At 41.0% G+C, this 26,896-nt stretch carries 24 protein-coding genes; 11 read left to right on the top strand and 13 right to left on the bottom strand.

The genetic code is table 11. The features are described from left to right. Positions 1-388: 388 nt before the first annotated feature. The 5 genes from thiW (at position 389) to FLK20_RS08005 (ending at position 4,002) form a co-directional block, all read left to right on the top strand. The gene (thiW, locus tag FLK20_RS08025) at positions 389-853 is read left to right on the top strand and encodes an energy coupling factor transporter S component ThiW (RefSeq protein ID WP_255473822.1); all 465 of its coding nucleotides are present in this window, start codon (positions 389-391) and stop codon (positions 851-853) included. 33 nt (positions 854-886) lie between these two features. Continuing rightward, a complete protein-coding gene (gene thiD / locus FLK20_RS08020) occupies positions 887-1,708 on the top strand; it encodes a bifunctional hydroxymethylpyrimidine kinase/phosphomethylpyrimidine kinase (protein WP_152656043.1) in 822 nt (273 codons plus the stop codon). Next, positions 1,698-2,483 carry a hydroxyethylthiazole kinase gene (gene thiM, locus FLK20_RS08015; protein ID WP_152656042.1) on the top strand — a complete coding sequence of 262 codons (786 nt, stop codon included), beginning with the start codon at positions 1,698-1,700 and terminating at the stop codon, positions 2,481-2,483. Before thiD ends, thiM begins: the two co-directional genes overlap by 11 nt. Beyond that, positions 2,473-3,093, top strand: a complete 621-nt coding sequence (gene thiE / locus FLK20_RS08010; protein WP_152656041.1) for a thiamine phosphate synthase — start codon at positions 2,473-2,475, stop codon at positions 3,091-3,093. The genes thiM and thiE overlap by 11 nt, the downstream gene beginning before the upstream one ends. A gap of 285 nt (positions 3,094-3,378) precedes the next feature. Then, positions 3,379-4,002 carry a hypothetical protein gene (locus FLK20_RS08005; RefSeq protein ID WP_152656040.1) on the top strand — a complete coding sequence of 208 codons (624 nt, stop codon included), beginning with the start codon at positions 3,379-3,381 and terminating at the stop codon, positions 4,000-4,002. A 78-nt stretch (positions 4,003-4,080) separates the two neighbouring features. On the opposite strand, the gene FLK20_RS08000 is transcribed toward FLK20_RS08005, so the two are convergent. Together FLK20_RS08000 and FLK20_RS07995 are read right to left on the bottom strand one after the other, a co-directional pair. Then, complete coding sequence (locus FLK20_RS08000) at positions 4,081-5,637, bottom strand: BCCT family transporter (protein WP_152656039.1); 1,557 nt, start codon at positions 5,635-5,637, stop codon at positions 4,081-4,083. Between the two features lie 528 nt (positions 5,638-6,165). Then, positions 6,166-6,984: a squalene/phytoene synthase family protein gene (locus FLK20_RS07995; protein WP_152656038.1), complete on the bottom strand. Its 819-nt coding sequence runs from the start codon at positions 6,982-6,984 to the stop codon at positions 6,166-6,168. 239 nt (positions 6,985-7,223) lie between these two features. On the opposite strand from FLK20_RS07995, the gene FLK20_RS07990 reads away from it, so the two are divergent. After that, positions 7,224-8,399 carry an MFS transporter gene (locus tag FLK20_RS07990; RefSeq protein WP_152656037.1) on the top strand — a complete coding sequence of 392 codons (1,176 nt, stop codon included), beginning with the start codon at positions 7,224-7,226 and terminating at the stop codon, positions 8,397-8,399. A gap of 84 nt (positions 8,400-8,483) precedes the next feature. Here FLK20_RS07990 and FLK20_RS07985 read toward each other — a convergent pair whose 3' ends face one another. After that, a complete protein-coding gene (locus FLK20_RS07985; RefSeq protein WP_152656036.1) occupies positions 8,484-8,684 on the bottom strand; it encodes a hypothetical protein in 201 nt (66 codons plus the stop codon). Between the two features lie 238 nt (positions 8,685-8,922). Between FLK20_RS07985 and FLK20_RS07980 the strand changes: the two genes are divergently transcribed. The 3 genes from FLK20_RS07980 to thrB are packed head-to-tail and all read left to right on the top strand — an operon-like array spanning position 8,923 to position 12,165. Continuing rightward, a complete protein-coding gene (locus FLK20_RS07980) occupies positions 8,923-10,218 on the top strand; it encodes a homoserine dehydrogenase (protein WP_152656035.1) in 1,296 nt (431 codons plus the stop codon). Position 10,219: 1 nt separating this feature from the next. Continuing rightward, positions 10,220-11,281: a threonine synthase gene (gene thrC, locus FLK20_RS07975; protein WP_152656034.1), complete on the top strand. Its 1,062-nt coding sequence runs from the start codon at positions 10,220-10,222 to the stop codon at positions 11,279-11,281. Beyond that, positions 11,278-12,165, top strand: coding sequence for a homoserine kinase (gene thrB / locus FLK20_RS07970; protein ID WP_152656033.1), 888 nt, complete (start codon positions 11,278-11,280; stop codon positions 12,163-12,165). Before thrC ends, thrB begins: the two co-directional genes overlap by 4 nt. A 222-nt stretch (positions 12,166-12,387) precedes the next feature. On the opposite strand, the gene FLK20_RS07965 is transcribed toward thrB, so the two are convergent. From FLK20_RS07965 to FLK20_RS07945, 5 genes are all read right to left on the bottom strand, one after another. Then, on the bottom strand, positions 12,388-12,831 hold the full coding sequence (locus FLK20_RS07965) for a hypothetical protein (RefSeq protein WP_152656032.1): 444 nt from the start codon (positions 12,829-12,831) through the stop codon (positions 12,388-12,390). 300 nt (positions 12,832-13,131) lie between these two features. After that, positions 13,132-14,415 (bottom strand): amidohydrolase, encoded by a 1,284-nt coding sequence (locus tag FLK20_RS07960; RefSeq protein ID WP_152656031.1) that lies wholly within the window; start codon positions 14,413-14,415, stop codon positions 13,132-13,134. 382 nt (positions 14,416-14,797) lie between these two features. Then, a complete protein-coding gene (locus FLK20_RS07955) occupies positions 14,798-16,393 on the bottom strand; it encodes a glutathione ABC transporter substrate-binding protein (protein ID WP_152656030.1) in 1,596 nt (531 codons plus the stop codon). Between the two features lie 110 nt (positions 16,394-16,503). Next, positions 16,504-18,096, bottom strand: a complete 1,593-nt coding sequence (locus FLK20_RS07950; protein ID WP_152656029.1) for a glutathione ABC transporter substrate-binding protein — start codon at positions 18,094-18,096, stop codon at positions 16,504-16,506. An 88-nt stretch (positions 18,097-18,184) separates the two neighbouring features. Next, the gene (locus FLK20_RS07945) at positions 18,185-19,975 is read right to left on the bottom strand and encodes a S9 family peptidase (protein ID WP_194165573.1); all 1,791 of its coding nucleotides are present in this window, start codon (positions 19,973-19,975) and stop codon (positions 18,185-18,187) included. 349 nt (positions 19,976-20,324) lie between these two features. Here FLK20_RS07945 and FLK20_RS07940 point away from each other — a divergent pair, with 349 nt between their 5' ends. Beyond that, a complete protein-coding gene (locus FLK20_RS07940; RefSeq protein WP_152656028.1) occupies positions 20,325-21,452 on the top strand; it encodes an amidohydrolase in 1,128 nt (375 codons plus the stop codon). Between the two features lie 62 nt (positions 21,453-21,514). On the opposite strand, the gene argF is transcribed toward FLK20_RS07940, so the two are convergent. The 4 genes from argF to FLK20_RS07920 form a co-directional block, all read right to left on the bottom strand. Continuing rightward, a complete protein-coding gene (gene argF / locus FLK20_RS07935) occupies positions 21,515-22,480 on the bottom strand; it encodes an ornithine carbamoyltransferase (RefSeq protein WP_370453175.1) in 966 nt (321 codons plus the stop codon). A 193-nt stretch (positions 22,481-22,673) separates the two neighbouring features. Continuing rightward, entirely contained in the window at positions 22,674-23,855 is a 1,182-nt protein-coding gene (locus FLK20_RS07930; protein ID WP_152656026.1) for a class I SAM-dependent rRNA methyltransferase, read from the bottom strand. Positions 23,856-23,871: 16 nt separating this feature from the next. After that, positions 23,872-24,444: a GNAT family N-acetyltransferase gene (locus FLK20_RS07925; protein ID WP_152656025.1), complete on the bottom strand. Its 573-nt coding sequence runs from the start codon at positions 24,442-24,444 to the stop codon at positions 23,872-23,874. Positions 24,445-24,475: 31 nt separating this feature from the next. Further along, positions 24,476-24,748, bottom strand: a complete 273-nt coding sequence (locus tag FLK20_RS07920) for a DUF3219 family protein (RefSeq protein WP_152656024.1) — start codon at positions 24,746-24,748, stop codon at positions 24,476-24,478. Positions 24,749-25,055: 307 nt separating this feature from the next. On the opposite strand from FLK20_RS07920, the gene FLK20_RS07915 reads away from it, so the two are divergent. Then, positions 25,056-25,490, top strand: a complete 435-nt coding sequence (locus FLK20_RS07915; RefSeq protein ID WP_152656023.1) for a YaiI/YqxD family protein — start codon at positions 25,056-25,058, stop codon at positions 25,488-25,490. A gap of 373 nt (positions 25,491-25,863) precedes the next feature. On the opposite strand, the gene FLK20_RS07910 is transcribed toward FLK20_RS07915, so the two are convergent. Then, positions 25,864-26,880 (bottom strand): NAD(P)/FAD-dependent oxidoreductase, encoded by a 1,017-nt coding sequence (locus FLK20_RS07910; protein WP_152656022.1) that lies wholly within the window; start codon positions 26,878-26,880, stop codon positions 25,864-25,866. Positions 26,881-26,896 lie beyond the last annotated feature (16 nt).

Raw genomic sequence — 26,896 nt, 5'->3', positions numbered from 1 at the left:
GTGCCCTCGTTCTTTGGGGTTGTTCGACTTTAATCGAACTTCCTTTACCTTATGAGATAAAGGAAACATGCCTCTTTAGGTTTATGCCGACATTAGGCTTCAGCCTGCTTTTAGTCGGCCTTCCTTTTTACTTTAAACCGATGTTGACTTTCACCCTCAGGGCATAAGTGCAGCGGTTTTGGTAGGGCGAGTAATCGCATAAGCTCTTTGGTGGGGCGAGTAATCGCAGTCCCAGTCCCAACTTTAGCTCTGTCTGCGCCTGGCGGCTTGCCAATTGCTAAGTCTTCTTTATTGCAGGGCGTGGCGTGAAAGCTCTAAAGTTTGGCGCTTGGAGCTATACAAAGAAAAGGAGATGATTGGATTGAAGCACCGTACTCGTCTATTAACGATGATGGCTGTACTTATAGCTATCGGCACAATCGGCTCTCATTTGCTCTGGTTTCCTGCCGGAGTGGCAAGAGCCTACCCTGTCCAGCATGCCATTAACGTGATTGCTGCCATTATGCTTGGGCCAGGACCTGCTGTGGCTGTCGCATTAATGATCAGCCTGCTCAGGAATCTGTTAGGACTGGGAACATTGGTTGCTTTTCCAGGAGCAATGATTGGAGCTTTTGTCGCCGGGGTATTGTATAAGAAAACACAAAAATATTCGATGGCAGCAGCTGGTGAAGTAATCGGTACCGGGATTATTGGTTCCCTGTTTGCGGTTCCAATTGCAAACTTACTGATGGGAAGCTCTGTCGGAGCACTCGCATTTATCCCGCCATTTATTGTAAGCAGTGTCTCGGGTGCATTGATTGGCTGGCTTTTAGTAAGCCGTATCCCGGCACAACAGTTTTCTTTAAACAAATAATTTAGTTGATGCTATCCAAGGAGGATGTTTATGATGAGTCAGGTTCGTTGTACATTAACCATCGCTGGTACTGATCCAAGCGGAGGCGCTGGGATTCAAGCAGATTTAAAAACATTTCAGGAGTTACAAACCTATGGTATGTCCGTTATTACTTCCGTTGTGGCTCAAAATACAACAGGGGTCCGTTCTGTAGAGCATATGCCGCTTTCTATACTGAAGGATCAACTGGAAGCAGTTATAGAGGATATGCCCATTCATGCAGTGAAAACAGGAATGATTGCCAGCAAGCCAATGATGGAATTGATAGCTGCAAAATTAAAACAGCTGGATGCTCCATATGTGATGGATCCTGTGATGATTGCTACCAGCGGCGATGCTTTAATTAATGAAGAGGCCCGCAGCTTTTTAAGACAGTGCCTCCTTCCCTTAACAACTGTCGTTACGCCAAATATTCCAGAGGCTGAATTTCTGACTGGTCTGCCCATTACGTCTACAGATGATATGAAGGGCGCTGCAGAATACCTTGTTCATGAATATGGTGTCGATGCTGCCTTAGTAAAAGGAGGGCATCTTAAAGGTCAAGCAATCGATTTTCTTTATGATGGCAGGCGCATGCATAGCTATTCTGCCGAGCGTATTGATACGGAGAATACGCATGGAACCGGCTGTACGTATGCTGCAGCAATTGCAGCTTACTTAAGCAAAGACTACCCGCTTCCGGAAGCAGTAAAACATGCAAAAGCTTTCGTGACTGCAGCCATTTCTAATTCATTTGCACTTGGAGCCGGACACGGGCCAACCAATCACTGGGCTATCCGTGAAAACGCAGGAAGGAAGATTACCCATGAATCCTGATATTATTCAGCAAGTCAGAAATAACACACCGCTTATTCATCATTTAACCAATCAGGTCGTCATGAATTTTAGCGCGAATGGGCTGCTGGCTTTTGGCGGCAGTCCTGTTATGGCAAAAGAAACACGTGAAGCAGCAGATATGGCTAAAATTGCGGATGCTATTGTCTTGAATATTGGAACGATTTTAGAAGGAGAGATCGAAGCGATGATTGCGGCAGGGAAAGCCGCAAATGAAAAAGGTATTCCTGTTGTTCTCGATCCTGTTGGCATGGCTGCGACTCCTTTTCGGAAAATGGTTGTAGAAAAGATTCTAAACGAAGTACGTCCAACAATTATAAAAGGAAATGCCGGTGAAATTGCTTCCTTCGTTGATGCTGATATTCAAACGCGCGGAGTAGACTCTGTCGGTAAAGGAAATCTAGATGAAATTGCTGAAAAAGCTGGTAAAAAGCTTAACTCAGCAATTGTGATAACTGGAAAAACAGATGTTATCTATGCTGAAAATAAATTAATTTATAATCAGACGGGGCATCCGCTGCTCGCAAGCATTACAGGCTCTGGATGCTTATTAGGTTCTGTTGTCGCAGCATGCCTGACTACCTCCTACTCTGTCCCAGAGCAGCTCAGTTCGGCATTGAGCTTTTATGGACTCGCGGCAGAACGCGCGGCAGAACAGCCTCATGTACACGGACCGGGAACCTTTTTGCCAAGCTTTATAGATGCTTTATCCTTTACACCGAAGCAATTAAATGGAGGAAAAAGAGATGAAATTTAATCGGGAGCTATTAAGAAAATACTTTATTATGGGCAGCCAAAATTGCCATAGAGATCCCAATATCGTTTTAGAAGAAGCTCTCACTGCTGGTATTACAGCTTTTCAGTTTCGGGAAAAAGGAACTGGATCTTTAACTGGTAAAGAAAAGCTTCAACTTGGTAAAGAGCTTAGAGCGCGCTGTAGAAAACACCATGTTCCATTTTTTATCAATGATCATATTGAGCTTGCCGAGGTATTAGATGCAGACGGGATACACGTCGGACAGGATGATATGCCTGTAAAAGAAGTTCGCGCTAAGTTCCCGGATAAAATAATTGGTTTATCCATATCAACACAGCAGGAGCTTGACCAAAGTCCGCTTGATTTAGTGGATTATATTGGTGTTGGTCCAATTTTTGCAACTGCTACCAAAGAAGATGCAAAACAGGCTGTCGGATTAGAATGGATTCATACCATCCGTGCACAATTTCCAGATATACCTATGGTGGCAATCGGCGGCATCCAGACAGAAAATGCGCATTCTGTTGTCGAAGCGGGTGCAGATGGTGTCTCCTTTATTACAGCGATTACAGAAGCACAAAATATTAAAGAGGCTGTAGAAAAGCTGTAACCTGTGAAAAAAAAACTGCCGGGGTGAACTAGTTATTCAGCCCATTCTGTTTGGAATGAAGCGCAAATAGTGTATATGCCTCATATGCTATTAGGGAGCATTAGCCTAATAGAGGATGTTCAAAAAGACCAACAAAAATAACACGGCGAATTTCTGCGTTGGCTTGCTTTCCACTACTCACGTATTAAAAGGCATACGCTCCGTGGTTCCAAGCTGCGCCGCCTTGAACTTCTTGATTCTTTTTATCGGACTTTTTGAACTTGTACTAAATAGAGGAGGAGAATTATGAATTATTTTCAACCACCACATATAAATGAGGACGAAAATAGACAAAACAACCTGCCGGGAGAGATGTTAAACCATTATTTTCAGCCAGCCCCACAATATGATTATTCCAATGGATTCTTTGCCGGCGGTCCGGATGGTGAAACTGGCGGTCCAGGCGGGTATTATCAGGAACAGCAGCCTGTCAGCAATATACCGCCTCAATACGGACAGCCAAATTCCCCGGATTCTGAACGAATCGGCGGATTTTTCCCCGGACCACCAGGAGGAAACTTTCCCGGCTCACCAGCCCCTTCCTTTCCAAATTTCCCGGGAGGTGACATGGGAGGGTTTCCTCAGCAGCCTGGAACAGGAATGGGAGGAATGAATAATCAGCCTCCTACCAGTCCTCCACCTAACTTTGTACCAGAAAAATCAGCTGTGCAAACATTTGCTGTTGATCCTGGCGGGATTCGCCATTGCCGATTCCGTTTCACCTATATTTGGCCGCATCGCAGCAGAGGATTTTGGGCTTTCCCAACGTTTGTAGGCAGAAATTCGATTGCCGGCTTCCGCTGGAATGGATTCCGTTGGGTTTACTTTGGAATGGATCTAAATAGCATTGAATCTTTTCAGTGTATGTAAAACCTTCTGATCAACCTGTATACGAATCAAAAATGGACAGCAGAAAGGCATCGCCTCCGCTGTCCATTTTTGATATCTCTATTTATATTTCTTATCTTCTTTTTTACGCATTTCCCGTTGCCAGATAAGCCCTTGCTCCAGTGCCATTTTCTTGGCAATTTTCGGCGCATTCCAGAGTGGCGGCAGTATTAATAAGGAAACCGGCACTGCTGAAATAACGATGGAATTCTGAATCGATGTAATACTGTCTTCCCCAATAGAAAGAATAGCTGCTGTAAATGCTCCAAAAAGGACAGCCCAGACAACACGTAACCAGCGCGTTGGATTATCATGTCCTGTTAACGTTGCAGCTACGGTATAAGACATGGTATCTGCTGTTGTTGCAACAAAGATAATGGAAACAAGCAAGAAAGCTGCGCCCATAATTGTTCCCATGGGAAGCTGATCTGTAATTGCCATAACGGCTGCCGGCATTCCGCCTTCTGCTAAAGCATTAGAAACGGAGCCATGGTTCTGCGTTTCAAAGAATATACCTGTACCGCCGACAATAGAGAACCAGAAGTTTGTCACAAGTGGAGCTACAATAGAAACTGCAATGACAAGCTCACGAATCGTTCTCCCTCTGGAAATACGACTGATAAATACAATCAGCATTGGTGCATATCCAATAAACCAGGCCCAGAAGAAAATCGTCCATCCTGCCAGCCATTCTCCATCTCCACGGTAGAACATCATTTCAAACATATTTTGCAAATGAACCCCTGTACCACCGACAAATCCATCAATAATAAAAGCAGTTGGTCCAATTATGAGTACAATAATAGCTAGAAGAATTGTAAATTGAACATTCCAGTTACTCAAATGGTAGATTCCTCTGTCTACCCCAGTTGCTGCTGAAACTGCAGCTACAGTCACCAGGACAATAACAACGACAATGCTAAGAGTCAATGTTTCTGGCACACCAAACAAATGGTTCAATCCATAAGAAATTTGTAAGCCTAAAAATCCCAGCGGTCCCAAAGTCCCTGCTGCTGTTGCAATAATGGAAAAGGCATCGGCTAATGTCCCAATGATGCTTTTTTCAAATATCTTATCTCCAAAGATGGGATATAACAGCCCGCGCGGCTTTAAAGGATATCCTTTTTGGTAATGAACATACATCATAACGACAACTGCCAGTGTTCCAAGGATAGCCCATGCAAGAAATCCCCAATGCATAAACGCCTGGGCAAATGCACCTTCTATATTATTAAATTCTCCACCGCCAAATAAAGGCGGTGTGCCCATATAATGATACATCGGCTCAGCAGCAGCCCAGAAAACTCCGCCACTAGCGAGTAGCGTAACTAATATCATACATACCCAGCCAAAATAGCTATATTTCGGCTTATCCTGTTTTCCTAATTTTACTCTTCCATACTTTGATATGGCTAATCCTAAGCCGATAGCGAAATTAAGGAATAAGAGTATTTGCCAATAAGCCCCAAACCAATCAGCAGAATAATTAAATATCGTATTTACTGCACTATCCACCATATCACTATTAATCAGTGATAGAATGATAAACAGAACTAAAAAACCTCCACTGATATAAAAGACTGGCCAATCTAAACCTTTTCCTTTTCTTGACTTCACGCTTTACCCCCTGTTTTGTGTAAGCGTCTATAATAACCTTATCGTGATATTATAAACCTGAGATGAAAACATTAATTCCAGCTAAATTCTTGACAAGCTTTCATCCTCTCACTTGTTTTGTTAACACACATCTTCTTATTATAGTTTCCTGCTTCTTACAATACAACTTGCAACTTGATGACTTATTCAACGAATTACTTTGAATATAGAAGTATTTCCCTTACTACACATTCTTAAACCCTTCTCATTCCCAAAAATAAAAAAATCTCGCTAATAACGCGAGATTTTCTTTGAAGATCTTTCATTTATTTTTTCAAGCTTTAAGTACATGTTCAAAAAGACCGATAAAAAGGATCAAGTCGGCTAAGATCTCAGGCATCCTTGTTGCAACGCCAACACCGGCAAGTCCCAAACGAAAAAACAAGCTGACACGCTTTCACAGAATGCGATGACTTTATGTTGCCGTGCGATGTGGGCGTTCTTAAGCAGAAATTCCTTTTCTTACCGTAGGCTTTTTGAACATCCTCATTAAGAATTAATAATCTGATCGACAGTTTCTTCCACTTCAGCTCTGGACATCTTTTCTTTACCGCTTTTCAGGGCATTTAATGTTTTATGTGCCAGCGCTAATGGAATTCGGCAAAAAAGCAAAATATTTTTCGTAGAGATTTGTGTCATATACTGATCAGCTTTTTGTAAATTTGCTTCTGCATAAGCAAACATTTCTTTTTTAGACCAGTCATCCGGGAAGAAGCCGACACCTCTTTCCGCATCTTCATCCACATTCCGTAATATATTCACAGCCTGTAATCCACGCCCGTAGCCAATGGCTAAATCACGATCTGTTTCGGTTCCATCGTACCAATTCCAAATATCAGACAGCATCACCCCGACAAGACCCGCTACATAATATGTATACTCGTCCAAATCTTCTTTTGTCTGCACGTTCCAATCTTTCTCTACCCATTTCGCCATTCCTTCTGCCATTTCCCTTGTGGAATCTTTTACTTTCTGCTCGATGTCATCCGGGCAAAATTCGATCCAGTCTGCCAAACGTAACGTTACCTCTGGAAGCTCCTTTTCATATGGAGCTACTAACTGCTCATAAGCTCCGCGATTAAACACCGCCTCTTTTAGTAAACGGCTTGTCTCCATTAATAAATGCTGTTTTACTTCCGCATCTATTTCCTCATGATCTTCTATTTCATCAACAGCGCGCATGCAGAGGTAAGCTGAACCAACTGTTTTCCGCAAGGTTTTGTTCAACAGTTTAATGGGGATATAAAATGTTCTGCTCGTCTGTTTTAAAACCTTCATTGCATCTTTTTCTAATGTTGCTTTACTCACCCAAAACTCCTCCTTATTTCATGCGTTATTATAAGTATAACAAACAAGTTTCTTTTTTTCCTTTAAAAGTGTGGCATTCTCATTAATTTTCACATAAAATTCTTGTGCTATCTATTCTTTTTAGGCTAATATGATAGATAGTGTTTTTATAACACAGACGCTCAAGCATTTATTCATTTTACTTTCAGAAAATAATAAAACGCTAATAGCGTAATAAATATAGATAAGGCGTGTTGTTTATGAATAAAAGTGTATATTTACTTATGACCATTTCATTTGTTGTCGGAATGGTCGAATTAATTATTGGCGGTATCCTCGATTTGGTCGCGGATGACCTCAATGTGTCGTTAGGAAAGGCAGGCTTATTGATTACGATTTTCTCACTTGTTTTTGCTGTTGCCTCACCTATTTTACTTTATTTAACTGCTTCTGTGGAGCGAAAAAAGCTTACCATTATTTCTTTATTTATCTTTTTACTCGGAAATATTCTTGCTGTGTTTAGTTTCAGCTATACTATGATTTTTATTAGCAGAATTATCTCCGCCGCAAGTGCTTCCCTATTAATTGTACTGTGTATTATGATGGCATCCTCGATTGTTGCACCGGCCTACCGTGGACGGGCTATCGGTATCGTAAGTATGGGAGTAAGCGGATCACTGGTATTCGGAATTCCATTCGGTTTAATCCTTGGTGAATCATTCGGCTGGCGTGCACCGTTTGTACTTATCTCTTTCTTAACGATTGTTTCTATTATATTTGTTCATTTCTTTATGCATCGTATTCCTTCTGCTGAAAAACCCTTGCCTATCTTGACACAGCTCAAATTGATCCGGAATCCAAAGGTTCTTTTTATATTGCTGACGACTTTCTTTGTGTTGGCGGGACATACCACGTTATATGGATACTTAAATCCATTTGTAAAGGATTTTATGGAATTAGACGGCATTTGGCTAAGCGCGATTTATCTCATATTTGGTATTTCGGCTGTCAGCGGTGGTGGAACAGGGGGAACCTTATCCGATTTATTTGGACCAAAACGAACAATACTCAGCGCGATTATTTTATTTGTGGTCACGATTGTAGTGGTACCTGTGTCATCGTTCCACGTTGTATTATTTCTTGTTGTTCTGATTCTGTGGGGAATGCTGAGCTGGGCTGTCTCCCCGCCGGTTCAAAGCTATTTAATTGAGACGTCTCCACAAAACTCCAGCATCTTAGTCAGTTTAAATAACTCTGCTTTGCATTTAGGGATTGCTGTTGGCTCCTTTGTCGGCAGTATTGTTATTGAACAGACCAGTGTAGATAAGAATGCTTATGTCGGAGGAGCAATTGTCTTTCTGGGATTAATCACAGCACTCATTGCGTTAAAGGGTTATAAACGGCCGAAAGTTACCGCAGATGAAGCTATAAACTGATGCAATTGCTATAAAAATTATAAAACTGCATGAACTGGCTAATATTCATGCAGTTTTGCATTTATTGACATATTGAACATTGGTTCATATATACGACGTTTTATCTTTTTCTTCACGTGAGATTTTCTCCTTCTTAATCACCGCTCTCCTATAAAATATAATCGGAACTACTCCCAAAATAAAACCGACCAACGCAAAAATTTCCGTCCTGCCGATACTGTAGCCGATACTTCCTCCTAAGCATAGAAAAATAAGAAACAACGCTCCGAGATGATAGATTCGCACAGCTTCCATCCCCTTTTTATCTATTATATGAAGGAAAAACCGAAACGTACGTGGCTGCTGTATCCATCCCACTAAATCTTTTCAAATAAAGAAAGATTTTTTCATTCCTTTATTATCACACAAAGGAAAACGGTTACAAACACAAACGGTTATCTATTCTAAAAATTCGCTATTGCCTTACTTCCCTTTTCATGTTTAAATAAATTCAATATACAATAGGAAGCGTAGAGGTGGTTAGATGGAAGAGAAGGTTTCAGTTGGATTATTAGGTCTTGGTGTCGTTGGTTCAGGCGTTATTCATCTGATTGAAGATCATCAGGAAAAATTAGCGCACCAATTAGGCTGTAAAGTCGAAGTGGCTAAAGCACTCGTGCGTAATATGGACAAAGCAAGAGATATTGACGTGAATCAAGAAATTTTAACAACCGACCCCGATGATGTTCTGGAAAATCCAGAAATTGATCTTGTCATTGAAGTAATGGGTGGAATCGATCACACAAAAGAACATATTTTAAAAGCTTTTTCTAATAAAAAGCATGTTGTTTCAGCTAATAAAGACTTAGTCGCTGTCTGTGGTCCTGAGTTACAAGAGGCTGCGGTAAGAAATAATTGTGATTTTTACTATGAAGCAAGTGTCGCCGGCGGTATTCCAATACTTCGTGGAATTAATGACGGATTGTCCTCTGATCATATTCAAAAAATCATGGGAATTGTTAATGGAACAACCAACTATATTTTAACAAAAATGGACGAAGAAGGTATGAGCTATGAGGGTGCTCTGGCAGAAGCACAGCGTCTGGGCTTTGCAGAAGCAGATCCAACCTCCGATGTAGAAGGCTTAGATGCAGCCCGTAAAATGGCAATCCTTGGACGTTTAGCATTCTCTACTCCTGTCGATTTACAGGATGTTGATGTAGAAGGCATCCATGGGATTGCGTTAAAAGATCTTCGTTATGCTGCGCAGCTGGGGTATACGATGAAGCTTATCGGATTTGCCAACTTTTTCGATCATGAATTAGAAGTGAGTGTTGAACCTACATTACTGGCAAAAAATCATCCGCTGGCAAGCGTTAAAAATGAATATAATGCAGTTTATGTTTATGGAGAAGCAGTTGGTGAAACTATGTTCTACGGTCCGGGTGCAGGCAGCTTGCCAACAGCAACAGCCATTTTATCCGATGTTGTTGCAGCTATTAAAGCAATGCGGCTTGGTGTATCAGGAAAACAGCTAAATGACATGCAATTTCCAAAAACACTGCGTCCCAAGGACAAACAGCATGGACAATACTATGTCCGCTTGTGTGTAGAAGACAAAACAGGAGTGTTTTCAGAAATTTCATCGATTTTTCATTCACAGGACATTAGCTTCCAACGTATTTTACAGACACCTGTGGACGAAAAAGATTCTGCAGAAATCGTGTTAATCACACATGACACACCTTACTCCCAGTTTGAACAGGTACTGAATCAATTAGAAGCATTTGATGCTGTGAATGAGATCAAAAGCTATTATAGAGTAGAAGGAGATGCGTAAGATGGCTTGGAAAGGGCTAATTGAAGAATATCGTGACTTACTTCCTGTCACGGATGAAACACCGGCTTTATCGTTATTAGAAGGGAATACACCACTTTTTCATTTCCCGAATCTATCTAAAGAATTAGGGATTGAACTATACGGAAAGTTTGAAGGCTTAAACCCGACCGGGTCCTTTAAAGATCGCGGCATGGTGATGGCTGTAGCTAAAGCAATAGAAGAAGGATCAAGCTCTGTTATTTGTGCCTCTACAGGAAATACCTCTGCCGCTGCAGCAGCATATGCTGCCCGTGCAGGGATTCGTGCTATTATTGTTATTCCAAAAGGAAAGGTTGCTCTTGGAAAGCTTGCCCAGGCAGTCATGTACGGGGCTGAAATTGTTGAGATTGAAGGCAATTTTGATCAGGCATTGCAGCTTGTTCGCAAAATTAGCGAGAAATCACCTATTACACTTGTAAACTCCGTGAATCCATATCGTTTGGAAGGACAAAAAACAGCAGCATTTGAAGTGTGTGATCAGCTTGGAGAAGCTCCTGATATCATAGCAATTCCTGTCGGTAATGCCGGAAATATCAGTGCCTACTGGAAAGGCTTTAAAGAGTACAGCGAATCAAAAGGAACAGCACTACCAAAAATGTTTGGTTTTGAAGCGGAAGGCGCAGCAGCAATTGTCAAAAATGAAGTTGTTGAAGAGCCGGAAACAGTAGCAACAGCGATTCGAATCGGAAATCCTGCCAGCTGGGATTTAGCAGTTAAAGCAAGGGATGAATCCGGCGGAATGATTGGTTCTGTCACAGATGATGAAATCATTTCTGCCTTTAAACTGCTTCCTCGCAAGGAAGGTGTTTTTGCAGAGCCAGGCTCGGCAGCTTCTATCGCCGGTGTTATACAGCAGGTGAAAGCAGGTAAAATCCCTCAGGGCAGCAAGGTTGTTGCCGTGTTAACCGGTAACGGATTAAAAGATCCGCAAACTGCCATTGACCAATTAACGATTGATCCTGTCACACTGCCAAATGATGAAGTTGCCATCCTTGAATATTTAGAGAAGATGATTACATCATGATGCCGTTTCGCATTTCTGTACCTGCAAGCAGTGCTAATCTTGGCCCTGGATTTGATTCCATGGGTCTTGCATTAGGTTTGTATATTCATTTAGATGTAGAGAGTGCAGACCAGCATGCTTTTTTTGCACACGGTTCTGCGGAATCAGAAGAAAATCATTTTATCTGGAATATCACGGAGCAGGTAGCAGAACGTTATGGGGTAAGCTTACCCCCTTGTAAAGTGCAGGAAACCAGTGAAATTCCATTAGCCAGAGGGTTAGGCAGCAGCGCTTCCGCCATAGTCGCAGGAATTGAGCTTGCTAATCAGCTTGGAAATTTACAGTTAACAGATGAACAGAAATTGGCATTTGGAACAGAAATCGAAGGACATCCTGATAATATTGCCCCTGCTTTATTTGGAGGGTTAACGATTTCTACAATGCTTGAGAATGATATTCCTTCTGTCCAGTTAACTGATATCGAACTGGATTTAATTGCATATATCCCGGAAGTAGAGCTGAAAACAGAGGTTTCCAGGAATTGTCTTCCAGATACATATGAGCGCAGTTACGCTGCAAGAGCGAGTGCGATGAGCAATCTGGTCGTTGCCGCACTGTACTCCAAAGACTATGCATTGTTTGGAAAAATGCTTGAGAATGATTTATTTCACGAGCCTTTTCGGAAAGCACTCATTTCCAATTTTGACCTTATCCGAGAAAAAGCAAAAGAACTTGGAGCATTTGGGACAGCTTTAAGCGGTGCCGGCCCTACAATGCTTTCTTTTGTGCCAAAAGGACAAGGAGAAAAAGTGAAGAAAGAGATGACAAAACACCTGCAAGGCTATCATATAAAGCTGTTAGAAATTGATACAAAAGGAGTTTCTGTTTCATCAGGTAACCTGTAAGTGCCAAAAAATGTGCAAGAGCAGTGATAGCTCTTGCACATTTTTTACACTTTAAGAAATGATAAAGAATCTAAGAAAAAGTATACGTGTAACGCTTTTCTTGGGATGAGTAATCGCAAATGTTTTCGATGGGACGAGTAATCGCAGTCCCAGTCCTAGTCCCACCGAAGAACCCAACTAAGGCAATTCTGTGCCTTTCAGGCTTGGCTTGCCAAGTTTTCTTTAAATGATTTCATTATAAATTTGCCCATTATTATTCTTAATATCAATGATTTTTAGGCGCTTATCATTTTTAACGAAGATGGTTTTATAATATTTTTCTCCGTCGATTTCATAAAACATCACACGTGTTCCCTGATTATCTGTTTCAACAACGATGTCATATTCACCTTCTGCAATCTGCTCTGCAATAACTTCCTGCTCTTCATATTCATAAGACGTATCTGTATCCTGATTTGCAGAAGTGCCTTCCTTATTATTTTGTTCTTCAGCAGATTCTTCTTCCGATGCTTCAGAAGCTTCACTGGATTCATCTGATTCACTTTCTTCAGCTGTATTTTGACCACTGTCAGCATGGTCATCCACTTCTGGCTCTGTATTAGCTTGACAGGCACTAACAATAAATAAAATTAATAGGATTCCTAGCATTTGTAGTAATTTTTTCATTGATAACTCTCCCCTTTCCCTTTATTAAGATTCCTTTTTAAGCAGCCTTTTATCCTTAGCATGATTTCGGCTGTCCTTTATGATAGCGCAAGCTTTACAACAGCTTTCATTAAACATTATCTCCACAAAACTGTTTAGATTTGTACATCGCTAAAATAACCTGTAACAAGTGATTCTACCTTAGAAGGAATTGAAATTCAAATCATTTAATCTCCATAATGGCACTACGAAAAAGATCACCCTCTCCGAAAGAAGATAATCTTTTTCCATGATTATTATTTTAAACATGCGGAAACCAATTTAGCGATGCTGCAAATAATTGATAACATCAATGTATACAGATACAGCTGTCCGAATAGCAGCCTCATCGATATCAAATTGCGGATGATGGTGTCCGACAGGTAAGGGGCTTGGAAAAATCATATACGTGGCAATACCGCCACTTTTTTGAACATGGTCCATCATATAGGATGCATCTTCTGAAGCCTGTAAGGGCAGCATATCAAAGACTTTTGTCACATCAGGATTATTTTTACATGCATCCTTGACAATGGCAACCCATTCTGCATCACATACGGAACCTAATCCTTGCCCCATAAATGAAATACTTGCCTTAACGTTGTACATTGCAGCAGATGCCTGAATGATTCTTTCAGCCTCTTGATACATATATTGATTTAACGCTGTTGTCTCTCCACGTGTCTCTGCCATCATCACAGCTTTGTCTGCAATCACGTTGCGTCCGCTGCCGCCAGATAAATGACCTACATTTATTCTTGTCGTCCCGTCCCGATGCCTGGGAATAGCCTGTAACTGAAGAAGAGCTGTTGCTGCTGCATTCAAGGCATTTCTTCCTTCATTTGGTTCTACTCCGGCATGTGCAGATTTCCCTTTGAAGGTTACATCAAATTTAGTACTTGCTAATATTTGCTCAGCAGTTGCCGCTACACTGCCTGCTTGCAAAGCGTGGATACCTAAATGTCCACTCATAAAATAATCCACATTATCCAGCCAGCCCTTTTGCACAATACTATTGGCTCCTCTTAATCCTTCTTCTGCCGGCTGAAAGATCATCGTAAATTTTCCCGTCAATTCATCCTTATGCTTATCTAAATATTTTGCTACGGCCAGTCCAATACTAATATGTCCATCATGACCACATGCATGCATTTCCTTTGGATGCTGTGACTGAAACCCTTTATCAGCCGGGACATGACCTGCTTCATCAGACTCGATAATAGGCAGCCCGTCAATATCATATCGCATGGCAATATGCGGACCTTTTCTGCCTGTGTCTAAGACAGCAATCACCCCTGTATGACCGCCATCAAGCTTTTCTGCAAAAGCTTCCGGGACGCCATATGCTATCGCTCTTGCTTTACTTGCTTCTATTTCTTCCACTTTAGGAACACCAAAGCGCTCATCACTATCCATTATTTCTTTCCCTATGTATAAATGAAAGGATAAATTTTGCAGCATTTGATAAATTTCAAAGGTTGTAATAAACTCTGTAAATCCCACTTCCGGAAATGTGTGGAATTTCCTGCGTGTCTGAACAGCAAAATGTTTCAATTCTTTAAGCATTACTTCTCCTCCTTCAGTATGTGAAATGTATCAATAAATGAAGAGTCAAGCTAATATAATCATTCCCAGGCAGATGTATACGCTCATCCTTATCATAGTCAATAGGGATTCCCTTTTTATTATAATCTATCAAAAAATATGGAGCAGCCACTAAAGGTTAGCAGCTGCTCTCATCTTAAGAATAAATTATTATAGGACTTGTTCAAAAAGATCGATAAACTGCACGCTTTGGACGGGATGAGTAATCTTAGTCTCAGTCCCAGCAGAGCCGTATACAGGTAGGCAGGCTGCTTCAGTACTGTACCCATTACACGACGTCACGCACTTATCCTTTATCCCTGACACAATGGTTTAAAAGCTTCCTACTGCGTGAAGTTTCACTTTATTGTTCTATATAAACATCCTTTAGCAGCAAGTATTTTGTCGGAAGCATTTCCAAATTCTTCACGGATGTATTAACAGCCATTAAATAGTCTTTATGCATAATATAAAGCATCGGTGCTTCCTCAACCAGCAATTCTTGTGCATCTTCATAAATATTAAACCGTTCTTCCTCATCAAGCTCCTGAAGTCCTGCAACTAATAATTCATCAAGCTCCTCATTTTCTATAAAGAAGCGGTTTCCGGCAGAACCATGATTATCTGAATGGAACAGCGGTCTCAGGCCCGCATCTGCATCTCCTGTGCCTGTGGACCAGCCCATAAGAAACATCTCATGCTCACCATTGTTGATTTTTTCCTGATAAGAACCCCATTCAAACATTTCAATGCTCACTTCAATCCCGATTTCTTTTAACTGTGCTTGAATGTTGGTAGCAATATCTGTACGCTCCCGAGTTTCATTTGTCCAAAGCGTTGTTGAAAACCCGTCCGGATATCCTGCCTCTGCCAGCAGTTCTTTGGCAGCATCAACATCATACTCCAGCCCTGTCAAGTCTTCGGCAGAACCAACGACATCTGGTGCCAGTGGTCCAACAGCTTCCTGTGCATAGCCATTTGTAACACCTTCAATAATTTGTCCTTTATCTACTGCCATCGAGATTGCCTGACGAACTCTTTTATCACTAAATGGCTCCTTGTTCATATTAAACCCCAAAAAGTCTAAAGAAACACTGCTTTGCTGGTATACTTCTAAATCTTCTTCCTGCTCAATTTGATCAATATCTGAAGAGCTGAGCGGATTGGAAACATGTGATTCCCCGGCATGTAATTCAGCAATTCTTGTCAGATCCTCCGGGACAACTTTAAAGGTCACTGTATCCAGGTTGGCTTCTCCATCCCAATAATCTTCATTTTTCATTAATCGGATGTATTGGCCGGTCTGCCATTCATCAAATTTAAAATAGCCTGTTCCAATTGGATTTGCGTTGATGACAGACCCTGGATTCTCTCCATTCTCCATTGCTGCATAATCTTCTTCAATTTGCTTCGGTGAGATCATCGCCCCGATAGAATGTGCCAAATGTGCCGGCAATCCAAGGATTGGATATTCCGTTTTAATGTGTACTGTATACTCATCTACCGGTTCTACCTCTTCAATCATTTCAATTAAATATGAAGCAGGAGCTCCGACCTCCGGGTCTAAGGAACGCTCCAGATTAACCTTCACTGCTTCTGCATTGAAAGGCTCACCATCATGAAAGGACACACCTTCCTGAAGTTTAAATTCCCAGGTGGTATCATCAATTGTTTCCCATTCTGTTGCCAGACTTGGCAGTAAATTCATCTCTTGATCATACTTAACTAATTTTTCAAAAATATTATATTGTACATCAAATGAAGGTACATCGTTTGCTCCGGCAGGGTCTAGGGAAACAGCATCAGAAACCGTAGCAATCACCAGATCTCCACCTGTCTGCACTTCATCGCCAGACGCACCTTCTCCTGCTCCATCCGGTTCACTGGCACAGGCAGCCAATACCAGCATACTTAACGTAATCATAATCAAAAAACTCCAGAAATCGCTCTTTTTGTTCATATACTCATCCTCATCATGAAAAAATAAATAGAATATCTTTACTAACGCTGTTCTAAAAAGCAGAATCGCTGCTAATAAATAGCAGCATTCTGTTTTCTTCTATCTATATTTTATTGCTCTAAATAGACATCCTTTAACAGCATCATTTTTGTAGGCAGCATTTCTAGGTTTTGAACCTCTGTCCTTTGAGCAAGGAGATAGTCTTTATGCATAATATAAATCATCGGTGCTTCATCAATTAACAATTCCTGCGCTTCTTTATAAATGTCCAGCCTCTTCTCCTCATCAACTTCTTGACGCCCTGCATCCAACAATGCATCTAATTCATCATTCTGAATAAACGTCCGGTTGCCGGGAGGTCCTAAATTATCGGAATGGTATAATGGAGCCAATCCAAGGTCGGCATCTGCTGTACTGTTCGACCAGCCCAAAATAAACATATCATGCTCGCCATTTCCAATCTGCTCAAGGTATGCTCCCCACTCCATCATTTCAATATTAATATCAATACCAATTTCTTTTAACTGTGCTTGTGCATTTGTAGCAATATCTGCACGTTCACGCGTCTCATTCGTCCAAAGCGTTGTTGAAAACCCGTCCGGATATCCTGCTTCTGCCAGAAGTTCTTTGGCAGCCTCTATATCATATTCCAATCCTTCCAAGCTTTCATCATAGCCAAATACGCCTGGAGAAAGCGGTCCTTCAGCCTCCAATGCATAGCCATTTACAACACCATCAAGAATTTGGCCTTTATCTAATGCCATAGATATTGCTTGACGGACACGTTTATCATTAAACGGCTCTTTTTGTGTATTAAATCCAATATAGTCTAAGGACACACTGCTTTGCTGATACATTTCCAGATCTTCAGATTGTTCGACCTGCCCAATATCTGAAGAGCTGAGCGGATTAGAAATATGCGAATCTCCTGTCTGCAGCTCTGCCAATCTTGTTAAATCTTCAGGAACCACTTTAAACGTTACAGAATCAAGTTTTGCTGATCCATCCCAATAATCTTCATTTTTGACAAGGCGAATATATTGGCCTGATGCCCACTCATCAAATGTAAAATAACCTGTTCCGATTGGATGTGCATTAATGACAGATCCAGGACTTTCTCCTTCTTCCATTGCTGCATAGTCTTCTTCAATCTGCTTTGGTGAAATCATTGCTCCCATAGGATGACCTAAATTAGCCACAAGCCCCGGAAATGGATACTCTGTTTTAATTTGAACGGTATAGTCATCTATCACTTCAACTGCTTCAATCATTTCAACCATATTTGCCGTCGGATATCCTACATCAGGGTCCATCATTCTCTCCACATTTACTTTTACCGCCTCTGCATTGAAAGGCTCACCATCATGAAAAGTTACACCCTCCTGCAATTTGAACTCCCAAGTCGTATCATCAACCTGCTCCCACTCTGTTGCCAGACTGGGAATTAAATTCATGTCTTCATCATGCTTTACCAGTTTTTCAAAAATATTATATTGCACATCAAACGAAGGTACATCATTTACAGCGCCCGGGTCTAAAGAAACTGCATCGGAAACTGTAGCAATTACTAAATCTCCGCCTTCCTGAACTTGATCCTCATTTCCTGAACCTTCCTCTGTCTCATTTGGTTCACTTGCACAACCGGCTAACACTAAAATTGACATGATGATGCTCATAAAAAATACGAAGTGAAATTTTTTCATGCTGTCTCCTCCTGTCATCATAAAACACTATTCTGCAAGCGTTTTTATCACTTGCAAAATGAACATTTTAACAACATTTCTTGATGTATTATTTTAAATAATGATTCATAAACGCAACAATTTTCGTATTCATCAGAATGTGATTTTCCAGTTTCTCTGTCTGATGCCCCTCATCATCAAATATAACCAGCTCCACATCCTTATTTTGTTTTTCTAAATCACTTGTCAGCTGCTCTGCCTCAGATACTGGGACACGGGTATCATTCCTTCCATGGAAAATAAGAAGCGGCACTTCTATCTTGTCTGTATGGTTTAATGGTGCAATTTCCTCAAAGAAGTCTACATCTTTTTCCAATGAGCCATACTCTTGCTCGCGCAGTCTCCTTCTCCATGGCCCTGTATTTTCCAGGAATGTACGGAAATGACTGATTCCAACAATATCAACGGCTGCTGCCCATAATGCTGGATAGTGTGTAATTGCTGCCAGCACCATAAACCCTCCATAGCTTCTACCCATAATGCCTATACGATCCTTATCTGCCTGATGCTCTTCTGTCAAATCTTTAACAAGGTAATTCAAATCAGCGACAGAATCCATCCGCTTACAAACATCGTCTAATTGAACATATTCTCTGCCATAGCCCATACTTCCTCTGACATTTGGTGCAGCTACTGCATAGCCCTGGGAAGCCAGAAATTGAATAACTGGATTGTATTCATTCCGTATTTGACTTTCTGGACCGCCATGAACATAAATCATTACCGGCTGATTCGCTTCCCGCTTACCATATAGGAAATAAGGGATCTCTAATCCATCAAAGGATGTAAATTGGTGGAGCTCCGGTTTCAGCCATTGTTTTGCTATATCTGAATCTGGAGTAATATGCGTTAACCGATCTGATTGATCTGCAGCAATGTCAACCTTCCAAATGTCACCCGGAATCACAGCACTTGTGACTCCAACCAGTAATTTCTCTTCACTTAACCAGTTGATCGATTGATAAACACCTGATGGAACACTTTCTATGGTTTCTATAAATCTATCACTCAGATTATATACAGCTAATTGCGAGCTTCCTCCTTTATTTAGAGAGTAAGCAAGCTTTGTTTCATCTGGAGATAACTTTATTTCTTCTATATCCCATTGATCCTCTTTAAGAAGATACTGGATTTTCTCTGGAGCATCCAGCGAAAAGGAAGCAATTGCTAATGTATTTCTTCCTTCATCCGTTACAAGATAGCCAGTTTTTCCATCCTGCCCAAGCTGTACAGAATGATACCGTGCAGGAATATCCGTATTGCCAATTGAAGTTGTCTCCCCTGACTCTATATCTAGAATATGTAACTGATTATCAATATTTGAGACTTTCAAACTAATCACGATACCGCTTCCATCTCTGGTCCAGCATAATGCTGTACAGTTCGTATTTGTTTCATATACCGTTTGTACCTCTCCTGTTTCTATATCACACACTAAGATATCAAAATAGCCAGGATGTCTGCGATTACTCGCAAAGACAATCCTTTTTTCGTCAGGCGACCAGCCTCCAAATTCATGAAAATGATCTTTGGAAACAACTAAATCGTCGATGGTTTGCCCTTTATCTCTTGTCATATAAAACTGCTGTTTTTCATTTCCCTCAAAGTCAGAAGCTATAATCGACTTCTGTCCAGTTGGAGAATGGTATACTTCCAGAACACGGTCCGGCATCTTTGTAAAGGCTTCTAAATCTCCATGCTGATTCACTGTCCAGGCTTGAGGCCGTCCTGTGCGGTTAGCAAGAAAAGTAAACATATCCGAATCACCAATTTTTTGGGGATTGTATGCTCCCTTAGCAGTCAAATATTCCAGTAAAGCTTTCTCGCCGTTCTCTTGCATGTAATCCCTCCAATGTTGAATATTTATACGTTTTACTATACGATAAAGAAAACTAGGCACGTCAAGGCTGTAAGTTGTAGATTGATTGTCTTTGCCGGGACTGAAATGGGACTGGGACTGCGATTACTCGTTCCATCGAAGAGCTTTATGATTACTTTTCCCGTCAAAGCTGCTGTCCTTAAACTTTATTCCTTAAAATTTTTATATTTTCTTAAAGTGTAAAGTAAAACTATTATAAGTCTACTTAAATTTGTCTATTATCTGAATTTAATTAATAAACTTATAATAAACTGATTATAGATTAAAAAAATTCATAAATCAATAAGATTTTTGTCGGAGGAGAGTGTGTATGTTTGTAATTAGTAACGCGACGATATGGAATGGTAAGGAAGAAATATTAGAGAATTCTCACCTTTTTGTCCGTGATGGAAAGATTGAAAAAATTACAAAGGAGCTGGATGCATCGCAGCATTACCGCGTTATTGACGGAGAGGATTATATTATTACTCCCGGGCTGATTGATGTGCACACGCACTTAGGAGTGTCTGAGGAAGGCGTCGGCCAGGAGGGTGCTGATTTTAATGAAACCTCTGACCCTGTTACACCTGAAGTAAGGGCAATTGATGGTATTAATCCTCGTGAGGAGGGATTAAAAACAGCCAGAAAATCGGGAATCACAACCGTACAGGTAATGCCGGGAAGTGCCAATGTGATTGGCGGGGAGATGTCTGTTTTGAAAACTGCCGGTCATATCGTTGATGAGATGGTTATCCGCCAAACATCCGGTATGAAGGCAGCAACTGGTGAAAACCCTAAAAGATTCCATGGATCAAAAGGAAAAATGCCGGTTACCCGAATGGGAGTTGCAGCATTATTAAGGCAAAAGCTTCTGGAAGCAAAAGCATACACAGAAAAAGAGAATCCAACATGTAATCTTGGTTTAGAACAACTAGCAAAAGTGATAAAAAAAGAAATCCCGCTGCGTGTTCATGCGCATCGTGCAGATGATATTATCACCGTACTCCGTTTAAAAAGGGAGTTCGGTATCAATGTAACGATTGAGCATTGTACAGAAGGCCATTTTATCGCTGATTATATCGCCAAGCATGATGTCATGGTTTCTGTCGGTCCGACGATGTCTTCACGCTCTAAGGTAGAGCTGAAGGATAAAAGCTGGAGTACAATAAAAACGTTAATGGATGCTGGTATATCCTGCTCCATCACAACAGATCATCCTGTTGTCGGAATTGAATATCTGCTGACCAGCGCAATCCATGCAGTCAAAAATGGGCTTACCGAACAACAGGCTTTAGCAGCCATTACCTCTAATGCAGCCAGACATCTTGGTGTAGAGGAGCGGGTAGGGACACTGGAAGCCGAAAAAGACGCTGATTTTCTGCTTTGGGCAGGAAATCCATTTCATCCACAGTCTGAGCTTTGTCATGTATTTATTAATGGTGAGAAAATAACAGACTAACTTAAAATAATAAAAGAAGCAGGAGAATCTGACATTCAGACTCTCCTGCTTCTCTATTTACATTAGCCCATCAATGCTGTCATCAAAGCCTTCTGCGCATGCAGACGATTTTCAGACTGTTGGAAGACAACCGAGTGTTTCCCATCAATCACTTCAGCTGATACCTCTTCCCCGCGATGTGCTGGAAGGCAGTGCATAAAGGTTACATCTGACTTCGCCTGAGCAAGAAGCGCTTCATTTACTTGAAACTGTTGAAATTCCTGCTCCCGCTGTGTTTGCTCTGCTTCATGTCCCATGCTGGCCCAGACATCTGTATAAATAACATCCGCATCTTTAACAGCTGCAGCCGGATCATTACTCCATTCAATTGTTGCACCATGCTCAGAAGCGAATTGTTTTGCTTTTTCTGTAACCTGTTCATCAGGCTTATAGTTTTCCGGTGTTACCGTCACAATATGCATTCCCATCTTTGCAGCACCAATCATTAGAGAATGCGCCATGTTATTACCGTCACCAATATATACAATTTTTTGCCCCTGCAATACACCTTTTACCTCTTTAATAGTTAGCAAATCAGCCAGCACCTGACAAGGATGGTATAGATCGGTTAAGCCATTGATAACAGGAATACTTGAATTCTTTGCCAGTTCCTCCACATCAGACTGACTATAGGTACGTATCATGATTCCATCCAAATAGCCGGACAGCACCTGTGCCGTATCTGAAATGGTTTCCCCCCGGCCGAGTTGGAGGTCCTTGGAGCTTAGGAAAATTCCTGATCCGCCAAGCTGGTAAATCCCCGTTTCAAAAGAAACACGGGTTCTTGTCGAGGATTTTTCAAAAATCATCCCCAGCATTTTACCTTTTAACGGTTCAATGGTAACACCATCTTTGGTCTGCTTCTTTTGATACTCTGCTAATTCAATTAAATAATTAATTTCGTCTTTTGTATAATCTGCAAGTGTTAAAAAGTCTCTGCCTTTTAACTCCTGCTGCTGAAACTGGATTTGATTCGCTGTCATGCACATACCCCTTTTCAATAAGTTGTTACGCATTATTATGCAACAAAAAGTATATTTATGCAATAGTTTTTTTAGAATTTATTGTATTTTTCTTAAAGTTATATGTTAAACTAAACGGGCTGATCCTCTATCCAGAAAAGAAAAAGGCATCATGACAACAAACAAATTGCGAATTGTTGTAACAATGCCTTTATGGAAGTTATTCCACCTGAATCACAACTACTTTCAAATAATTCCCCTGCTTAAAATGCTTGTCCACCGTAAAATCACCTGGAAGCGAGAACTCTTCCAAAATCGTATATTTCTTTTGCTTCGCCTGAAATCCACGCTGAATCATATCTTTAAATTTCTTCATTCCAAATGAAGCTGTGTTGGTAGAAGCAATAATGACACCTTTTTTTTCTAGCAGATCTATCGAATGCTCAATCAGCTCCGGATAATCCTTCGCTGTCCGGAAGGTTCTTTTCTTAGAGCGTGCAAAGCTTGGCGGATCAAGAACAACAACATCAAAGTGCAGATTCTTCCGTTTGGCATATTTGAAATAATCGAATACATCCATCACAATAATATCCTGCTGTTCAAAATCAATACCATTTACACTAAATTGCTCAATAGTTTTGCTTTTACTGCGCTTTGCCAAATCAACACTGGTGGTTTTCGATGCACCGCCTAATGCAGCTGCCACGGAGAAAGCACCGGTATAGGAAAAGGTATTTAATACATGCTTTCCATTTGCATATTTGTCTCGCAACGCTTTTCGGACATCACGCTGATCTAAAAAAATACCCACCATCGCTCCATCGTTCAAATAAACAGCATAATTCATTCCATTTTCCTTCACGATAAGCGGGAATTCACCCCTTGTTCCTTTTACAAAATCATCATCTTCTACATACTGCCCTTTGCTATCAAAACGTTTCTTTTCATAAATTCCCTGGTAGTCACCAAGCTCGTCAAAAACCTGTATAATCCAGTCTTTAAACGCATAAATTCCTTCACTGTACCATTGGATGACGTAATAAGCCTCGAAAAAGTCAATAGTTAGTCCGCCAATCCCATCTCCTTCCCCATTAAACATTCGAAAGGCAGTTGTTTCTTCGGCCTGATAATAAGAACGGCGTTTATTCATGGCACTGAGCAGCTTTCGCTTAAAGAAAGCCTGGTCAATGACCTCTTCCTGCTTAAACGTCAATATCCAGCCCATTCCTTTATTTTGCCGGCCTGTATACGCCTGTGCCAGAAATTCTCCCTGTCTTGTATAGAGTGCAATAATTTCTCCTTCATCCAGCTTATCAGATCCGTCAATAGCTTCTTCTAAAATTAATGGATTCTGCTGTTTGATATTTTTTACATAGGCTTGCTTTACCGTTACTCGCTTCATTATTTCACCCTTATTTCTAAATTGTTTTAGGATCCTCAATCACTGCAAAAACACAGGTATCTCTGAGTTCCCCATTTTCTTCTCTATCATCGTTTCTCAAAATCCCTTCCAGCTCAAATCCGGCTCTTTCAGCAACTGCTTTGCTTCTGCTGTTTTTCGTATCACACCGGATTTCCACACGATTCGCCTCCAGCTCCCGGAATGCAAAGGAGGTCAGCCCTTTTACCAGTTCTGTAACATAGCCTTTCCCGCTATGCTTCGTATCAATCCAATAACCAATTTCAAATTTTCGCACATCCCAATTAATACGATGCAATCCGCTGGAAATAATAAACTCTCCACTCTCCTTATCAAAAGCATGGAATCGCAAATCCTCACGGGAAAGAAAGTTCAAATAGGCTTCCTTTGTTGTTTTCTGTACACCCAGTTCTGTCTGCTCCTGTCGTGCAAATGGAAGCCACGGCTCTAGTTCATTAATCGATGCCTGTATCGCAGTATAAACAGATTGCCAATCTTCCGGTTTTGGTGCACGAATAATTAATCGTTCTGTTTCAAATTCATCTGGAAAAGTTAATAATATTGGCTCCATCGTAAAGCACTTCCTCTCTATATTAAAAAACTTATTTTTCACCCAGCTTCAAATAAAACTCGCTTGTATTGCCTTTTTCATATAAGTTTGCTGTTGATGTAGCATATTCTAAGATTGTTGCCGGAAAGGACAGGGACTTTTCGGGAATGTTAAGCTGAAAATCATTCTTATAAAGCAGTGTGGTAACATCATGATAGGTTTCACTGGTTACATCAAATGAAAAGGCAACCTGCTTTTTGCCAGCTGTTTCATTTAATTCAACCTGTCTTCCTTCAAACGCATGCTCATTAATCTGAATTTCCACGTACAATCTCCTCCTTATTCAAATCCTGTGTGCCGGCTATGGCGTTCTGCGGGCAAAATATCCTTCCATCTGCCCGATTTTTTTCAAGAACACCACCCTTGTGAAATCCCATTTTTTCATGCAGCTTTAAGCTGTCTGTATTTTTAAGGATAATTTCTGATTACAACATCCATATTCCTGCCTCTGCACAAATAGATAGTGATTAATATCTTACATGCTTTTTATATGAAATTCTAGTGAATGAGACAAGTTTCTGAAATATTTGCTACAATATATAGAAAACCTCGAATATAAAGGAAGTGAGCGAATGAAAATCTATGTAGATGCAGATGCCTGTCCTGTCAAAGACATTATTATAGCGGAAGCAGGAAAAAAGAGTATTCCTGTAGTTCTGGTTACCAGTATCTCACATTTTTCTTTAAAGGCGTATCCAGATTGGGTGGAAACCATTTATGTAGACACAGGCGCGGATGCTGCAGATTACCGGATTATGAAACTTGCGGCAAAAAAAGATATCGTGGTAACTCAAGATTACGGACTGGCTTCTCTCGCACTTGCGAAGGGTTGTTATGTACTGCACCATAAAGGGTTCGCCTACACCAATGATAATATTGACCAGCTGCTGCAGTCCCGCTATTTAAGCGCCAAGGAAAGACGGAGCGGGAAGCATTCAAAAGGCCCTAAAGCACTAACAGAAGAAGACCGGCAAAAGTTTTTAGAGCTTTTTCAAAAGTACGTGTAAAAAAAGAGCATGCTTTCTGTTTCATGCTAGAAATAAGCAAAAAGATTCGTCGACATTATATACAAACATGCTCTTGGCTTAGATATTTTATGTTATAATTCGTAAATCGATAGATTGGCTTCACATGAGGGGGTAGGGTAAAAACCATAAAAAATAACCCCTCATGCACTTTAGCAGGTTAGTGAGGGATTATTCTTCTCGCCGCCTGATCCCTCTTGATGAGGTTCAGTCTATTGTAGCCGTTCCATGTACCAGCATGGTCGGTCTTTTATTTATATGTCTCTCCACTGATAGTATACCCTATTTTAAGAATTAATAACAACCAGTTTTATTTTATTGTCATCCTTTTTAGAATGCAATTAATTATACTAGGTTATTCGTCTTCCTCAAAAGCTGCAAAATTTGTGGAGAATAAATGCTTCACAGGATCTTCCGGATCAGCAATTTTTTTCGCATGATTGACTGCGATGGGTCCTTCATTAAACGCTCCGGCGATTAATCCAAGCTTATCCGGATAATGCGCGATATCCCCAATGGCAAATATACCTTCCACAGATGTCTGCATGCTCGAATCAACAGCAATCATACCATCTATCATTTCCAAACCCCACGCAGTAATCGGCTCCAGATTAATTTGAAAACCATGATTGACAACTACCCGGTCCACTTGCAGCTCTATATCATCCGCTTCCTCTTCCAAGTTCCCAAGTATCACTTTTTCAATCTGACCATCTTCTCCATGCAATTCTTTCAGTTCATACGGCGTCAATACATTCACACGCGAATTTTTCAGCTTTGTCACACTGCTTTCCAGACCTTTAAACTGATTACGGCGGTGAATAAGCGTGATACTTTTTGCGATGTTTTCAAGCTCCAGCGCCCAATCAACAGCACTGTTGCCGCCTCCGGAAATAAGTACATGCTTATCATGATAATCCGCCAGCTTTCGCACCGTATAATGCAGACTCTTCTCTTCGTAATATACTGCCTCCGGATGATCTAATTTCACAGAATGCAGTGTTCCAAACCCGGTTGCCAGCATAATTGTTTTGGAATAATGGGTATTTCCGTTACTGCTTACAAGCTCAAAATTCCGATCATCCATTCGCCGCATAGTAACGACCTGCTCTCCTAAAACGACCGCCGGATCAAATGTCATTGCCTGCTCCACTAATTGGTCCGTTACTTCTTCTCCAGTAGCATGCGCAATCCCGCCGATATCACGGATTACTTTTTCCGGGTAAAAGTAGGTTACCTTCCCGCCGAGGTAAGGAAGATACTCAATTATTTTTGTCTTCATTTCCCGCATTCCGCTATAAAAAGCAGCAAATAACCCGGCAGGCCCGCCGCCGATGATCGTTACATCATATATTTCTTCGTTTATCATTATCTGCGTCCCTTCCCTT

The organism is Oceanobacillus sp. CFH 90083, from assembly GCF_009389585.1.
In the GTDB taxonomy this organism is placed as follows: domain Bacteria; phylum Bacillota; class Bacilli; order Bacillales; family Amphibacillaceae; genus Oceanobacillus.
The sequence above is the reverse complement of the archived record's forward strand: the minus strand, read 5'-3'. Positions and strand labels throughout refer to the sequence as shown.

Excerpts from the sequence above, each read along its gene's own strand:
- thiE (WP_152656041.1), top strand. The coding sequence starts at position 2,473 with ATGAAATTTAATCGGGAGCTATTAAGAAAATACTTTATTATGGGCAGC.
- thiD (WP_152656043.1), top strand. The coding sequence starts at position 887 with ATGAGTCAGGTTCGTTGTACATTAACCATCGCTGGTACTGATCCAAGC.
- FLK20_RS07990 (WP_152656037.1), top strand. The coding sequence starts at position 7,224 with ATGAATAAAAGTGTATATTTACTTATGACCATTTCATTTGTTGTCGGA.
- FLK20_RS07940 (WP_152656028.1), top strand. The coding sequence starts at position 20,325 with ATGTTTGTAATTAGTAACGCGACGATATGGAATGGTAAGGAAGAAATA.
- argF (WP_370453175.1), bottom strand. The coding sequence starts at position 22,480 with ATGTGCATGACAGCGAATCAAATCCAGTTTCAGCAGCAGGAGTTAAAA.
- FLK20_RS07930 (WP_152656026.1), bottom strand. The coding sequence starts at position 23,855 with ATGAAGCGAGTAACGGTAAAGCAAGCCTATGTAAAAAATATCAAACAG.
- thrC (WP_152656034.1), top strand. The coding sequence starts at position 10,220 with ATGGCTTGGAAAGGGCTAATTGAAGAATATCGTGACTTACTTCCTGTC.
- FLK20_RS07965 (WP_152656032.1), bottom strand. The coding sequence starts at position 12,831 with ATGAAAAAATTACTACAAATGCTAGGAATCCTATTAATTTTATTTATT.
- thrB (WP_152656033.1), top strand. The coding sequence starts at position 11,278 with ATGATGCCGTTTCGCATTTCTGTACCTGCAAGCAGTGCTAATCTTGGC.
- FLK20_RS07915 (WP_152656023.1), top strand. The coding sequence starts at position 25,056 with ATGAAAATCTATGTAGATGCAGATGCCTGTCCTGTCAAAGACATTATT.
- FLK20_RS07925 (WP_152656025.1), bottom strand. The coding sequence starts at position 24,444 with ATGGAGCCAATATTATTAACTTTTCCAGATGAATTTGAAACAGAACGA.
- FLK20_RS07950 (WP_152656029.1), bottom strand. The coding sequence starts at position 18,096 with ATGAAAAAATTTCACTTCGTATTTTTTATGAGCATCATCATGTCAATT.
- thiW (WP_255473822.1), top strand. The coding sequence starts at position 389 with ATGATGGCTGTACTTATAGCTATCGGCACAATCGGCTCTCATTTGCTC.
- thiM (WP_152656042.1), top strand. The coding sequence starts at position 1,698 with ATGAATCCTGATATTATTCAGCAAGTCAGAAATAACACACCGCTTATT.
- FLK20_RS07955 (WP_152656030.1), bottom strand. The coding sequence starts at position 16,393 with ATGAACAAAAAGAGCGATTTCTGGAGTTTTTTGATTATGATTACGTTA.
- FLK20_RS07960 (WP_152656031.1), bottom strand. The coding sequence starts at position 14,415 with ATGCTTAAAGAATTGAAACATTTTGCTGTTCAGACACGCAGGAAATTC.
- FLK20_RS07945 (WP_194165573.1), bottom strand. The coding sequence starts at position 19,975 with ATGCAAGAGAACGGCGAGAAAGCTTTACTGGAATATTTGACTGCTAAG.
- FLK20_RS07980 (WP_152656035.1), top strand. The coding sequence starts at position 8,923 with ATGGAAGAGAAGGTTTCAGTTGGATTATTAGGTCTTGGTGTCGTTGGT.
- FLK20_RS08005 (WP_152656040.1), top strand. The coding sequence starts at position 3,379 with ATGAATTATTTTCAACCACCACATATAAATGAGGACGAAAATAGACAA.